We start from the raw sequence: 14,818 nt of genomic DNA on the forward strand, positions 1-14,818 counted from the left end.
CCGGTCTCGGCCCCGATCTCGATCTCTCGGATCGAGTCGCTCCCGCATCCCGAATTTTACCGAATACCGCCGTCTCGAGCCGCAGCCTGGACGACGCTCACGCCGCGTTTGACCGCCGCGGCGCGCTCGAGAAAGACGAGCGTCTTCGCCGGCGTCGTCGCCTTCGGGCGCGTTCGCAAGTCGGCCTCCCCGGCGGCGTCGACGGCCGCTTCTCGTCCCTGGCCGAACTCGAGGTGGGCCCGATCCGGATGAACGAAGACGCGAGCGAGGCGTTCCAGTGGGTCACCGTCCTCGTCCGCGAACGAAATATCGAACGCGCGAGCGCCGCCGACTGCCGGTTCGACGTCGCGATCGGCGTTCGTCACCGCGAGTGACGCGAGTTCGTCGTCTGCCCGCCCGTCGATTTCGGAAGCGAGCAACTCGGCGATCCGCCGGCCGTCGGTGATCCGATCCTCGACCATACGCGCCGTTGTCTCCGGTCAGGCTAACCGTCTTCGATCAACGCCGAGCGGGCTGCGGGGGCGAGTTCGTCGACGTCGATCCCCTCACCACTGGCGTAGACGACCGCGGCGGCCTCGATCGTGATCGCGTACTCCTGCTGGAGCGAGTTGATCGCGCCGACGGCCTCGTGCTTTTCGACGCCCGATGCGACCAGCGCGTCCAGCACGCGCTCGAACGTCGACCGCTCTCTGAGCAGGTCGTCGCCGGGGACGAAGTCGTCGTCGATGGTCACGCTCGAGGGATCGAACGTCGCCACCAGTTCGGGACCGTCGCGCTCGAGGACGCCCTCCTGGGTCGCGACGTCGATGAGTCGCTGTGACTGGTCGGGCGAGAACCAGTCGCGATCGAGCGACAGCGCGACGACGAACTCGTTTTCGCGCAGTCGGTTCGTTCCGTGTTGTTTGAAGGGCGCGGCGACCGCGACGCGAAGGCTCATCGAGAACGACTCTCGCGACGGGGTGAATAACGTTGACGATTCAGGTTACTCTCAGTCCGACGCCCGCCCACCCTGATTCCTATTGGCTCGAGACGGCGGCGGAACTTGCGTCGACGTCACCTCGGGCGGGTCGGGGAGCACGCAGCGATCGAGTTCGCGGTTGACGTGGGCGTACTCCTCGGGGGCGTTCGCGAGGGGGTGTGCGGGGTTCTGGCTGCTGTCAATGCGGGCGGCCCGGACCTCGCCGAAGCGGTTGAGTCTGGCGATGATCCCGCGCCAGTGGTAGGTCGTCGCCGCTGGAACGGTGTACGGACGCGGCGGTTTGCGGTCGGGATGTCCGGCGGCCAGGATCGCGGCGTTGACGTTGCTCGCGAGTTCGTCGTGATCGACGAGGATGCCGACTCGGGCGTCGACCGGTGCCCTGGCTGCGAGGACGTCGAGACCGAGGTGGAGTGCCCGGTACTCCGCGACGTTGTTGTCCGGCGGCACGTCGGTAGTCGCGATGCGACCGACGCGCGTGCCGTCGCGCGTTTCGATGACGGCCCCGAGGCCGCCGCCCGCCCGTCGGAAGGACCCGTCGGTGGCGACGTAGAAGTCACGATGATGGGTCGACGGGGGGTGGGCGATGTGCGGTGTTGGCGACTCGTCGAACAGATCCCGAAGTGCGGGGCGGCCGTGAGCGGCCATATGCCGCTGTAGGACAGTCAAGTACTTAACAACTAGGCCATCTCTCACCGAGCGTTAGTCGATCGGTTCCACCAATGTGCTGGTCGATCGAATCCAACAACGTATAAATAGGATGATTGTACATGTATGCGTATGCAGGGTGCTGACAAATTCACCACGAACCGACGGAACGTCCTCCGATACACAGCCGGTGCGACCACGCTTGGACTCGCATCGATCGCCGGTTGTATCGGTGATGATCCGGACGATGGTAACGGCAATGGAAACGGCGGCAACGGCAATGGAAACGGCGGCAATGGAAATGGCAACGGCAACGGCGGCGGTAGCCTCGACGAGATCACGCTGACGCTGACGCAGTTCCCCGACACCCAGGACCCGCTCGATCACATCACCGGGGACTACTTCAACGTCTACGACCACATCTACGAGCCGGTTTTCGACTTCCAACCCGGCGAGGGTATCCTCCCGCGCATCGCCGAGGAGTGGGAAGCACAGGGCGACGGCACGACCGAGGTCTCCCTCAGAGACGACGTGGTCTTCCACAACGGCGACGACCTCACCGCCGAGGACATCGCCTGGACGATCAACCGAACGATCGACCCCGATATGGGTGTCCAGAGTCCGATCGGCACGTACGGTCTCGGCTCCATCGAGGGCGCCGAAGCCGTCGACGAGACGACCCTCTCGATCAGCTACGGCGCGTCGGCCGGCCTCGCGGAGTTCGAGTTCGGGAACTACGCGCGAGCGATGAATCAGCAGTGGGCGATCGACAACTTCGACGCCGAGAACGAAGCGATCGCCGGCGCCGATCCCGAAGCGTTCAACGGGACGGGACCGTACCAGGTCGTCGAGTACACCTCCGGTGAAGAAATCGTCGTCGAGGCGTTCGACGACTACTGGGGCGACCAGCCGCCGTTCAGCCGAGTCACGTTCAACGCCTCCGGCGAGTCGAGCAGCCGCGTCGCTGCACTCGAGACCGGCGAGAGCGACGTGACGATGAACATCCTCCCCGAGGACGTCCAGACCGTCCAGGACGCCGACGGCATCGACATCCGGAACGTCACGAGCTTCCGGAACATCTTCTGCCCGATGAAGAACACGGTGGAACCGTTCGACAGCCAGGAGTTCCGCCAGGCGATGAACTACGCCGTCGACAACGAGGCGATCGTCAGCGAGATCCTCAGCGGCTTCGGTGAACCACGAGGACAGCCGGTCGCACCCGGTATCAACGGCTTCAACGACGAACTCGGACCGTACGAGCACGACCCCGGACGTGCCGAGAGCCTCGTCGAAGACAGCGGCTACGGCGGCGTCGAGATCACGCTCACCGCCCCGCAGGGTCGCTACCTCAACGACGCCGCGATCGGCGAGCGCGTCGCCGACATGATCAACCAGCTCGACAACGTGAGCTGTGAGGCCGACATCGTCGAGTTCGGGACGGTATCCGATGCCAACCAGGCTGGCGTTGACCCCAACGAGTTCGACATCCCGTTCTACATGATCGGCTGGGGGACCATCACCGGCGACACCGACTACGGTGTCCAGGGATTCTTCACGATCCCCGACAACCCGTCGCGAACCTTCGACGACGAAGAACTCAGCGACGCGATCCTCGAGACCCAGCAGATCGACGACCCCGAGGAACGGACCACGGCGCTCCAGGAGGTCAACGCGATGGCGCGTGAGAAAGCACCGTTCGTCTTCCTGCACACCCAGGAGAGCATCTACGGGGCGAACAGCAACATTCAGTGGGAGCCCCGCGAGGACGAGACCATCTACATCTGGGAGATGGAGAATTAAGTCGGTCCTCAGCACCATCGAATAGAAACGCCATCCGACTTTTGTAGCGCCGAACGATCGGGTCCAGCAGCGATATCTCGAGCTCCCGTCCGGGTCCCGAAACCGCCAGAACCGGGCGGGGACCGACAGTATAATTAATGTTCGTGGATTCCTTCGATACATTCCGATGGCACTGAGGAAATTTCTGGTCAGACGAATACTGCAGGGCGTATTCGTCCTCTGGGGCGTGGTGACGGTCCTGTTCGGCCTCCGGGCCGTTTCACCGGGTGATCCGGCGACGCTGATACTCGGGCAGGGGGCGAACCGGGAGCTCGTCGAACGGGTCAGAGAAGAGGAGGGGCTCAACGAACCCATTTACGTACAGTACTTCGATTACGTCGAGGGGCTTCTCAGGGGAGACCTCGGCTATTCCTGGCAGTCGAGCCGGGACGTTTCGGCGATGGTCATCGAGCGAATTCCGGCGACGGTCGAACTCACGGTCGCCGCGACGATCGTGGCGATCGTCATCGCGATTCCCCTCGGAGTCGTCTCCGCGACGCGCCGGAACGAGCCCTCCGATTACGGCGCGACGCTGTTTTCACTCCTCGGAATCAGTACGCCGAACTTCTGGCTCGGGCTGATGTTGATCCTCGTGATGAGCGTCTGGTTCGGTATCCCGTATCCGGACGTTGCCACCGATACCTTCTCTATCGGAATCGTCCACATCCCGTATCCAACCTACATCGGCTTCGACTTCTACGGGTTCCCGACGGGGAGGCGTGGCGTGAGCTTCGCCGACGCAGTTCGGGCGATCGTCTTCGACCAGTCGATCAACGAGATGGGAACCTGGTTGCACTACATCACCCTTCCAGCGATCACCCTCGGGACGTACTTTACTGCGCTCATCACCCGGCTCACCCGGAGCGGCATGATCGACGAACTCGGGAAGCCTTATGTGACGGCGACGAAGGCGAAAGGGTTGCCGAACCCGCTCGTTCGTTACAAGCACGTCCTTCGTAATACGATGATTCCGATCATCACGGTTCTGGGCCTTCAGATGGGGTCACTGATCGGCGGATCGGTCATCACCGAAACCGTGTTCAACTGGCCGGGTCTCGGCCTCCGTCTGGTCGATGCGCTGAACGCTCGAGACTGGCCACTAATGCAGGGGATTATCCTCTTCATCGCCATCTCGTTCATCGTCATCAACATCGCCGTCGACGCACTGTACACGTCGCTCAACCCGCAGGTGAACAACGAATGATCTCCAATCGAATTACGTCGAATCTCAAGCAGACGTTCGTCGAGAGTCTCCTGCCCAAAATCGGACTGGTTCTCCTGGTCGCAATCATCCTGATGGCGATTTTCGCGCCATTGCTGGCCACCCACGACCCGACCAGGACGGGGTACTACGCCGAGAGCGGCTCGCCGTACCCACCGCTGGGCCACTCTTACGAGACGCAGGTTGCCCAGGAGGGCGAAATCGGTGACGTCTCCGTCGAACCCACGAGCGAACACATTCTGGGAACCAACAACGTCGGACAGGACGTCTTCTCGCGGTTCGTCTACGGCGCCCGCGTTTCGCTGCTGGTCGCCTTGTTGGGAACCGCACTGGCCATGATCATCGGGGTTCCAGTCGGGCTCATCGCCGGCTACTACGGAGGGCGCGTCGACGACGGACTGATGCGAGTCGCCGACACGATGTTGGCGTTTCCCTCGCTCGTCCTCGCGATGGCGCTGGTCGGCGTCTTCGGCTCCTCACCGATCTACGTCCCCGACCCGATCGTCGTGGCGGGCCTCGCCGACGGCATGCCCGAATCGATACCCATTCCCGGTTCGGTGACGGTCGTGGCCGGCCTTGTCATCTGGGTCTGGTTCGCGCGAGTCGCTCGCGGAGAGGCCCTGTCGCTACGGAATCAGGAGTACGTCAAGGCAAGCAAGAGCTACGGGATGTCGAGTAGATCGATCCTCACCAAGCACATCCTCCCGAACAGCCTGACGCCCATCATCGTCCTCGCGACGATCCAGGTCGCCGTGGTGATTCTCCTCGAGGCGTCGCTGGCGTATCTCGGGTTCTCCGGTACGACGCTGTCGTGGGGGTACGAAATCGAGCGTGGGCAGGATCTCCTCCGGACGCGCCCGTGGATCGCGATGATCCCCGGAATCGGTATCATGCTCACGGTGATCGCGGTCAACCTGCTCGGCGACTGGTTCCGTGATGCGCTCGACCCGAACATCGAAGGAAGCGAACGAGGTGCCTAACATGAGCGACGACATTCTCCGTATCAGCAACCTATCGACCCAGTTTTTCACCAGTGAGGGACAGGTAAACGCCGTCGACGACTTCGACCTAACGATTGAACGCGGCGAGGTCTTTGGTATCGTCGGCGAGAGCGGAAGCGGAAAGAGCGTGACGGCGCTTTCGATCATGGACCTGGTCGAATCGCCAGGGGAGGTGACGAGCGGGTCGATCGAGTACCGAAATCCGACGTTCGCCGACGCGATGCGAGAATCCCATCCGGCGGCCGTCGAGGGAGAGATGGTCGACCTGCTCGCGATTCCCGAGGAGGCTCGTCGCTCGCTCAGGGGCACCTCCTTCAGCATGATCTTTCAGGATCCCGAGAGCAGTTTCAACCCCAGTCTGACGGTCGGCGAACAGATCGCCGAAGCCGTCGAGGTCCAGCAACGGGCGACCCCGAACCCGCGTTCCGGCGAGGCTCGAACGCGGGGACCGGAGTACTCCCTGAGATCGTACGTCATGTCGATGGCACTCCCCTCGAAACGCTACGTGAGCGAGGAGAGTAAGGCGAAAGCGATCGAATTGCTCAAGACCGTGGGGATTCCGGACCCGGCCCAGCGCGCCGACGAGTACCCCCACGAGTACTCCGGCGGCATGCTCCAGCGGGCGATGATCGCTCAGGCGCTTGCCGGCGAACCGGACATCCTGATCGCCGACGAACCGACGACCGCGCTCGACGTGACGATCCAGGCCCAGATCCTCGACCTTCTGGACGACCTCCAGGAGGAGACGGGCATGACCATCCTGCTGATCACGCACAACCTCGGGGTCGTCGCCCGAATGTGTGATCGCGTCGGCGTGATGTACGCTGGGGAGATCGTCGAACGCGGCACTCTCGAGGACGTCTTCGACCGGTCGGTCCACCCGTACACGGAGGGACTGCTCGGGAGCGTTCCCGACCTCGAGGGAACCGCCGAGCGGTTGCGATCGATCCCGGGGAACGTCCCGAGCCTCCTCGATCACGAGATGCCCGACCGGTGTTACTTCGCTGATCGGTGCCCGAAGGCGATGGAGGAGTGCCTGAAGAAGCCGCCGGCGTACGCGGCCGAGGGAAGTGCAAACCACACGACCAAGTGTTATCTCGCGGAGATGGAGTACGACCCGAATCAGGCGCTCGAAAACGATGCTCTCGAGCGCGAGGCGACGGCGACGACCGACGGAGGTGAGTCACAATGAGCCTCGATACCGGAAGTGACCAGCCGCTGGTGCGCGTCGAGGGACTCCGCAAGTACTTCTACGAGCAGGATTCGTACATCGACCGGTTGTTTGGGCAGGAGCCCGTCGCCGTCCGTGCGGTCGACGACGTGGACTTCGAGGTGCACCGCGGCGAGACGCTCGGTCTCGTCGGCGAATCTGGCTGCGGGAAGTCGACGACGGGAGAGACGCTGTTACACCTGCAAGAACCCACCGACGGCGTCGTCCAGTTCGAGGGACAGAACGTCTTCGAACTCGAGGGCGACCGTCGCAACGAGTTCCGGCGGAACGCACAGGTCGTCTTTCAGGATCCTTTCTCGAGCCTCGACCCGCGAATGACGATCGGGAAGACGATCCAGCAGCCACTCACGGTCCACGACGTCGGCACTGCCGAGGAACGCCGCGATCGGGCCCAGGAATTGCTCGAGCGCGTTGGCCTGTCGGCCGACCAGATCGACCGCTATCCACACGAGTTTTCGGGCGGTCAGCGCCAGCGGATCGGCATCGCGCGGGCGCTCGCCCTCGAACCCGAGTTCATCGTCCTCGACGAACCGACGAGCGCACTCGATGTGAGCGTCCAGGCACAGGTCCTCAATCTGCTCGAGGACCTCCAGGAGGAGTTCGACCTCACGTACCTGCTCATCAGCCACGACCTCTCGGTCATCCGCCACATCTGTGATCGGGTTGCCGTCATGTACCTGGGCGAAATCGTCGAAACCGGCCCGGTCGAGGAAATCTTCGGCGCGCCGAAGCACCCCTACACGCGGGCACTGCTCGAGAGCGTCCCGCGGGCGTCGACGGACGAGCGCGATCGCGACCGAGAAACGCTATCCGGCGACGTTCCCTCGCCGCGGGACCCGCCGAGTGGCTGCCGGTTCCGGACGCGGTGCCCGAAGGTGATTCCGCCCGAAGACGTCGCTATCGAGCAAGACGCCTACCGGGAGATCATGACCCTCAGAGAACTGGTCGAACGGGAGAATATCAGTCTCGAGGTCGCCAGCGACCACGCCGTGATGACCGACGAGGGAATCGACGTCGACCCGTCCGATACGGACGCCTTCGTCGCGGACCTGAAGGCCCACGTTCTCGACACGCAGCTGCCGCCGAAACACGATGCGGTAGTCGAGGAAGCGCTGGCGCCACTCGCCAACGGGGACTGGGACGAATCCGCGACGCGGTTGCGCGACGCCTACGAGAGCGTTTGCGAACTCGAGAACCCGAAGTTGGGGGACGACGTCCACCCCGTCGCCTGTCACCTCTACGACGACGAGCGCTGACGTTCGACGAATCTGGATTTTCCTAGGAAATGGCGGATTACTCCCTCGAGCGCCCCGTTTCGGACGCGATGCTTTTGCGCGTTTCTCGCGTATCAGTGCTATGGCGAGCAAAGCACCGATCTACTGCGAATTGTGTAAGGAGACGATCGACACCAACGAGAGCCTCGAACACCACCTGTTGAACGAACACCGACCGCCCGAACTGGCCGAGCGGCTCGCGTCCCAGTGGGAATCTGAAGAACTGGGCGATCCTTCCTGACGGATTTGTGCGCTGTGTGCTGTGAGCCGTGTGCTATGGCCGTGATCCGTAGAGGCCACTCGAGAAGCGGTTTTTGAGCCTGGCAACCACACTGAACGCAGGGGTGACCTCGATTACCGGACTCCTGCCGCTGTCTCGTGCACTTCGCGGATAGATCGGTACGGCTGCGTCGTCGACCGACCGGCGTTCGTACCGTTTATGAGCATCGGTTCTCGAGGCGTGGGCCGATATCGGCGATTACACCGTTTTCTGACGACAGTAACGGCGATTACGGCTTCGCAATCGATGTTACTGGCACACCTGGAATTTGTAACCGAAATTATCGGCGTGTTCGGTTTAGATAACAAAGTAGGGTATCCTCGAGAGGGAGTGTTGGCGGGTTATCCGCCGGATGAAACAAATGTCAGGAAAGGACCGTTTTGTCGTAGCTTTCGTTGCGCTACTCGTGGCGACCGGCATGCTCTTTGCCGGGAGCGCGATGGCGCTAGGGGCGACATCGGCATCGGATTCGAATGCATCGAATTGTGAACAGGCGGAAGTAACGATCGTCAATGGCGCGCAAGATAGCTATCAGGAAGCCGACGGTGACGAGAATTACCAGGATCAAGTCGCCACAGTAGACGGCAAGTTGCTACAGAGTCAACTCGCGACCGGCGACGACAACTGCCAGGAGGCGACCCAGGTTCTCTACTACCAGCAGAGCCAGGAGCAGTGGGCGTTGTTCGGTGACGACAACGAGCAGGCAGAGGACCAGGGTATCCTCGTTTTCTACACGCAGGATCAGTCCATCGAGGGTGACGAGAACAACCAGAGCGCCGAACAGCTCGGAGACATCCAGCAGGACCAGATCCAGTACGTCATCCTGGGTGTCGACAACGACCAGCTGAGCGCCCAGGAGGCGGCGCAGGTGCTCGTCCAGTCGCAGTCCGCCGAGGGTGACGACAACGAACAAGAAGCCGAGCAAAACGACAACAACATCAGCCAGTTCCAGATCCAGCTTTCGATCGCTGGAAACGACAACGCGCAAGACGCGAGTCAGACTGGCGTGCAGGTGCTCGAGCAATCCCAGACGGCCGAGGGTAACGATACCGACCAGAACGCCGAACAAAACGGCAACGACATCGGCCAACAGTCGGTTCAGCTGGTGATATTCGGCAACGACAACGAGCAAAATACTACGCAGGCTGCCGAGCAACTCTTCGGTCAGGAACAGTCCGCCGAGGGTGACGACAACGACCAGGAAGCCGAGCAAAACGACAACGACATCGATCAGCAGTCGGTCCAGCTCGTGCTCTATGGCGATAACAACGACCAGGACGCCAGCCAGAGTGCGAGCCAGTCGTTGCACCAAAATCAGAGCGCGGAGGGTGACGATAACGACCAGAGCGCCGAGCAAAACGACAACGACATCGACCAGCAGTCGGTCCAGCTCGTGCTCTTCGGCGACGACAACGAGCAATCGTCCGACCAGAACGGTGAACAGAGCAGTAGCCAGGAGCAGACGGCAGAGGGTGACGAGAACGAGCAGGAAGCCGAGAGCGAGCAGGAAATCGATCAGGACGCCGAGCAGGAAGCGAGCGGCGACGACAACGACCAGGCGTCCGAGCAGGAAGCCGAGCAGGAGGTCGATCAGGAGCAAGAAGTCGAGGACGGTGACGACAACGAGCAAGAAGCCGAAGCTGAACAAAAGTCAGACCAAGAGACCGACCAGCAGACGAACGGCGACTACAACGACCAGGAAGCTGAACAGGAGGCTGAACAAGAAGCTGAACAGGAACAGGAAGTAGAGAACGGTAACGACAACGAACAAGAAGCCGAAAGCGAGCAAGAATCTGAACAAGAAGTCGAACAGGACGCAGACGGCGTCAAGAACGACCAGGAAGCCGAACAAGAAGCCGAGCAGGAGGCCGAACAGGAACAGGAAGTCGAGAACGGTGACGACAACGAGCAAGAAGCCGAAAGCGAACAGGAATCCGAGCAGGAAACTGAGCAGGACGCTGACGGTGCCCTGAACGATCAGGAGGCCGAGCAGGAGACTGAACAAGAATCCGAGCAGGAACAAGAAGTCGAAGACGGCAACGACAACGAACAGGAAGCCGAAAGCGAACAGGAGACCGAGCAAGAGGTCGACCAGGACGCTGACGGCGCCCTGAACGACCAGGAGGCCGAGCAGGAAGCTGAACAGGAGACCGAATCTGAGCAGGAAGTCGAGGACGGTGACGACAACGACCAGGAGGCCGAATCTGAGCAAGAGACCGAACAGGAGGCCGAACAGGACGCTAGTGGTCTCGACAACGATCAGGAGTCCGAGCAGGAAGCCGAGCAAGAGGTCGAACAAGAGCAGGAAGTCGAGGACGGCGACGACAACGAGCAAGAAGCCGAGACTGAGCAAGAGACTGAACAGGAAACCGAACAGGACGCCGACGGCGCCCTGAACGACCAGGAGGCCGAGCAGGAAGCTGAACAGGAGGCCGAACAGGAGCAGGAAGTTGAAGACGGCAACGACAACGAGCAGGAGGCCGAAAGCGAACAAGAGACTGAACAGGAGGTCGAACAAGACACCGACGGTCTCGCTAACGAACAGGAGGCCGAGCAGGAAGCTGAACAAGAAGCCGAGCAAGAGCAGGAAGTCGAAGACGGCGACGACAACGAACAGGAAGCCGAAAGCGAGCAAGAATCTGAACAAGAAGTCGAACAGGACGCCGACGGTGCCCTGAACGACCAGGAAGCTGAACAGGAATCCGAACAGGAAGTCGAGCAGGAACAGGAAGTTGAGGACGGCAACCACAACGACCAGGAGGCCGAATCTGAGCAGGAGACCGAGCAGGAGGTCGACCAGGACGCTAGTGGTGTCGCCAACGACCAGGAGGCCGAACAGGAAGCCGAGCAGGAGGCCGAACAGGAACAGGAAGTCGAGGACGGCAACGAGAACGATCAGGAAGCTGACCAGGAGAGTGACGTCGAACAAGATGCCGACCAGGAGGCGACCGGAACCTCGAACGACCAGAACGTCGAGCAGGACGCCGAAACCGACCAGAACCAGGAGCAGACCGTCGAGAACGGCGACGACAACGAGCAGACTGCCGAGCAGGACGCCGAGGTCGAACAAAACGCCGACCAGGAGGCCACTGGCGACGATAACGACCAGACCATCGAACAGGACGCGGACGTGAACCAGGACCAGGAACAGACTGTCGAGGACGGCGACGGTAACGAGCAGACCGCCGAACAAGACGCCTCGATCGAACAGAACGCCGAACAGGACTCGGACGGCGCTGACACGGTGACCCAGACCGACGAGACAGAGGTCGACCAGACGCAAACCCAGTACGCGTCCGGCGACGACAACACGCAGTCCCAGTCCCAGTCGACCACGATCACGACCAGCCAGAGCGCCGCGTAATCGCCTTCAGCTGGTGTGTTTTTTTTTGATGCCGTGTAATACGGGCTCGAGTACGCAAACGTAGAACGTGTTATCGCCGTTTCGTCGGCTTCGTCGAACGTCTCGAGCGAGTCAGGCGAGTTGAGCGAGTCGACCGTCAAACGTCTCGAACGGGTCGAACGAGGGTCGACCGAGAGTCAAACGAGAATTGACCCGCACCAATCCAGGTTATACGAACCAATCGGCCAGACCAGTTCGTCTGGCTGCTCCGTCGTGGAGACCTTCGGGGCTCATCACTGACGAAATTTGTGACGAAATGGTGAGAAAGGACACGGACCTCGAGTCGTTCGATGTCTGTCCGCGTTTAGTGCTGTTCACCGTTGGCCCGGATCGCCGTTCGTTACCTACGGGTGATCGGCCTTCTTTTGCTTCTTGTAATCCGGCATACACTCGCTCTCGTCCTCGTCTTCGTTTCCGTCTTCGTCGCCATCGCTTTCGTCGTCCCCATCGCTATCGTCTTCGTTTTGGTTGTCGTCGTTTTCGTCTTCGTCATCGCCGTCGTCACTTTCGTCTCCATCACTCGTGCTCGTGTGTTCCTCCTGCGTGCTGATCTGTACGCTCTCCTGGATCACGTAGATCGCGCTCTCGTTCGCCTCGACGGCGATATCGACGTCCTGGTCGTTCAGCTGAGAACTCTCCTGTATCACGTCGGCCGTCGCATCCGGACCTGCCGCGGCGGCCATCGCTTCCTGCTCGCTGACCTGGACGTTGATCTGGGCGACGACGACCGCCGCCTCCGACGCGGTGACGTTCACCGAGGCGAACTGCGTCGCACGCTGGTCGTTCTCCTGGTGGACGACCGCCGACGCGTTCTCGCCGGCCGCCGCCGCGTAGCCAGTCTGGTCGTTCTCCTGGACGTTCAACTGGACGACGAGGACTGCTGCCCGCTCGGCGTCGACCGTGACCGTCGCGTTCTGGTCCGTCGTCTGGCTGTTCTCCTGGTAGACCTCTGCGCGGCTGTCGGGCCCGGTTGCCGTCGACTCGCCGTCCTGTTCGGTCCGATCGCGCGTGACTTGCTCCACCGTCACGACCGTCCCGTGATCGGTCGTGATCGTCGCTTCACCGTCGTCGTCGACGGCGAGCGTTTCGCCGTTCGCAGTCGACGCCGTCACGTCGTTCGTGAAGTCCGCGAGCGTCGTCTCATCGGTGTCGTCTGCCGACTCCAGCAACGTTCCCCAGACGAGTTCGGCATCCTCGTCTTCCAGGGCGTGTACCCGCGTGTTTTCCTCCCCGTCGATCGCACTCGATTCGATGACGACCGCCTCGAGTTCGTCGGTGTCGAACTCGGTGAGTGCCTCCTCGATCGACATCGTTCCGTCTTCGGTCACGACCGTGGCCGAGTCGGTGCCGTTCCCGGCGTTCGCATGTGACTGATCTGGTTCGAACGTCGTCGCCTCGAGTGGCGTCTGGGTCTCTTCCGTGACGGTACCTGTCGCTGCCAGCGATGCGCCTGCTGGGACTGCCATGCCAATCACGACTATGACAACCGCGAGTAGTGTGATCGGGATGGGAGTGTGTTTTTGCATGATAATACCGATTCTGACGACGGTAACGGTGTGTTTTAATAATGACTTCCCAACCATTCGTAGGGTGGTCCAACGGGCCTGCTGGGGCAAATTCGGGAGACCGGCAGCAGGCAGAGTCGTCGGAAGCAGCGAATATCGAGCACGTACCGCAAACGCCGCTCGAGAGAGGAGGCTATTACCAAGGTGTACGTGCTGAATACCGGTCGGCGTGTCCGGTTGCGGACCGGAGCAAGCGCGAGCGAACGGAGTTAAAAGGGGGTTACGGGCCGTCTGTCAGAGTTGTCAATAGGAGAGGCATCCGTGCGGATACCACCGCGTTTGGCGAGCCTCGAGCATGAGGGACGTAATGTGGCCTTTCGATGAGATGATTCGTTCTCTCCCGGTGAGCGAATCGATCACAGCGCGGCCCGGAACCCTCGGGGTTCGCGTACGGAAACCACTCTTGATATATCGGTGCCACGAATATTTCGGCGGCGAAATGGCACGTATCGACGACCAACACGAACGATGACGAGTAATCACGTACGGAAATTTCGACATGTGACGGTTCACGGACGATATAATTCTAATTGTCAACCCATAACGAGTTTCTCCCTTTAAGAGAGCGGTCGTCGATGAGTCGAGTGACCGCCGTACGCATGAACGGGAATAGCCAATTGCTCGAGGACCTTTCCGAAGACATCCGGGAGATGACGAGGAATATCCGACGGCGATACGTCCTGTATTGCCTGTCAGAGCGTGACGGTCCGGTGGACCTCTTCGATCTCGTCGAACGCGTCGCGAGTTGGGAATCCGGGTGCGAACCCGACCAGCTCGACAGACGAACCGTCAAATCTGTCTACAGCTCGCTCTATCAATCGCACCTCCCGTTGCTCGAGGAGCGAAACCTCGTCTCATTCGATCAGCAACGAAAGATCGTCTCGCCGACGGATCGGACGGAACGCGTCACGATCGAATTTCGGACGGACTCATCCCTCTTCAACCGACAGTCGACGGCCACGATCGTCGGGGTCTCTATCGCAGCCGCGTCGGTGAGTCTCTGGGGAGGACAGCTCTTCCCGACCGCGATCAGTGGTATCGTAGGAATAACTCTGCTCGCGGTTGTGCTCGTCTCGAGCTACGCCGCGTATCGATCCGCTCGACGATCGACCACGTCGATTGCGCCGGATTTCACGCTCACCGTCGACGACCCGCGTCGTTAATCGAGCCCTGGTCGTCCTCCTGCTCGAGAGCAGTGAAGATTGCATAGGCTCGAGTTCCGAATTGCCCGTCGGTGACGTTTCGGATACCGAGCTCGAAATGAGACGGGGTACCGGTGGATTCGTCGAGCGCGAACGAGCGAGGCAGCTACTGACGCACAATGGAACGGTAACCTCGAGCCTGTAGCCAGTCAAGGCTCCAGTGACGATTGTGTCGAT

At 61.2% G+C, this 14,818-nt stretch carries 12 protein-coding genes; 8 read left to right on the plus strand and 4 right to left on the minus strand.

All coding sequences use genetic code 11. The annotated features are described in order from the left end of the window. Positions 1-56: 56 nt before the first annotated feature. The 3 genes from NGM29_RS09135 to NGM29_RS09145 are packed head-to-tail and all read right to left on the minus strand — an operon-like array spanning position 57 to position 1,624. A complete protein-coding gene (locus NGM29_RS09135; RefSeq protein WP_254160359.1) occupies positions 57-461 on the minus strand; it encodes a DUF7993 family protein in 405 nt (134 codons plus the stop codon). Between the two features lie 23 nt (positions 462-484). Beyond that, positions 485-937 (minus strand): DUF2240 family protein, encoded by a 453-nt coding sequence (locus NGM29_RS09140; protein ID WP_253434235.1) that lies wholly within the window; start codon positions 935-937, stop codon positions 485-487. Between the two features lie 51 nt (positions 938-988). Continuing rightward, the gene (locus NGM29_RS09145; RefSeq protein ID WP_254160360.1) at positions 989-1,624 is read right to left on the minus strand and encodes a ribonuclease H family protein; all 636 of its coding nucleotides are present in this window, start codon (positions 1,622-1,624) and stop codon (positions 989-991) included. A 132-nt stretch (positions 1,625-1,756) separates the two neighbouring features. Here NGM29_RS09145 and NGM29_RS09150 point away from each other — a divergent pair, with 132 nt between their 5' ends. From NGM29_RS09150 to NGM29_RS09180, 7 genes are all read left to right on the plus strand, one after another. Continuing rightward, positions 1,757-3,424, plus strand: a complete 1,668-nt coding sequence (locus tag NGM29_RS09150; protein ID WP_254160361.1) for an ABC transporter substrate-binding protein — start codon at positions 1,757-1,759, stop codon at positions 3,422-3,424. 166 nt (positions 3,425-3,590) lie between these two features. Then, positions 3,591-4,667, plus strand: a complete 1,077-nt coding sequence (locus NGM29_RS09155) for an ABC transporter permease (protein WP_254160362.1) — start codon at positions 3,591-3,593, stop codon at positions 4,665-4,667. Further along, on the plus strand, positions 4,664-5,665 hold the full coding sequence (locus tag NGM29_RS09160; RefSeq protein WP_254160364.1) for an ABC transporter permease: 1,002 nt from the start codon (positions 4,664-4,666) through the stop codon (positions 5,663-5,665). The genes NGM29_RS09155 and NGM29_RS09160 overlap by 4 nt, the downstream gene beginning before the upstream one ends. A 1-nt stretch (position 5,666) precedes the next feature. Then, positions 5,667-6,878 (plus strand): ABC transporter ATP-binding protein, encoded by a 1,212-nt coding sequence (locus tag NGM29_RS09165; protein ID WP_254160366.1) that lies wholly within the window; start codon positions 5,667-5,669, stop codon positions 6,876-6,878. Further along, complete coding sequence (locus tag NGM29_RS09170; protein WP_254160368.1) at positions 6,875-8,173, plus strand: ABC transporter ATP-binding protein; 1,299 nt, start codon at positions 6,875-6,877, stop codon at positions 8,171-8,173. Before NGM29_RS09165 ends, NGM29_RS09170 begins: the two co-directional genes overlap by 4 nt. 100 nt (positions 8,174-8,273) lie before the next feature. Further along, positions 8,274-8,432 carry a hypothetical protein gene (locus NGM29_RS09175; RefSeq protein ID WP_254160370.1) on the plus strand — a complete coding sequence of 53 codons (159 nt, stop codon included), beginning with the start codon at positions 8,274-8,276 and terminating at the stop codon, positions 8,430-8,432. A gap of 445 nt (positions 8,433-8,877) precedes the next feature. Beyond that, positions 8,878-11,835 carry a putative sodium/potassium/calcium exchanger gene (locus NGM29_RS09180; protein WP_254160372.1) on the plus strand — a complete coding sequence of 986 codons (2,958 nt, stop codon included), beginning with the start codon at positions 8,878-8,880 and terminating at the stop codon, positions 11,833-11,835. 383 nt (positions 11,836-12,218) lie between these two features. Here the strand turns inward: NGM29_RS09180 and NGM29_RS09185 are convergent, their stop codons facing one another. Next, a complete protein-coding gene (locus NGM29_RS09185) occupies positions 12,219-13,340 on the minus strand; it encodes a hypothetical protein (protein ID WP_254155636.1) in 1,122 nt (373 codons plus the stop codon). Between the two features lie 674 nt (positions 13,341-14,014). Here NGM29_RS09185 and NGM29_RS09190 point away from each other — a divergent pair. Further along, positions 14,015-14,602: a DUF7344 domain-containing protein gene (locus tag NGM29_RS09190; RefSeq protein WP_254155637.1), complete on the plus strand. Its 588-nt coding sequence runs from the start codon at positions 14,015-14,017 to the stop codon at positions 14,600-14,602. The last annotated feature ends 216 nt before the right edge of the window (positions 14,603-14,818 follow it).

It is taken from the genome of Natronosalvus rutilus, assembly GCF_024204665.1.
GTDB lineage: Archaea > Halobacteriota > Halobacteria > Halobacteriales > Natrialbaceae > Natronosalvus > Natronosalvus rutilus.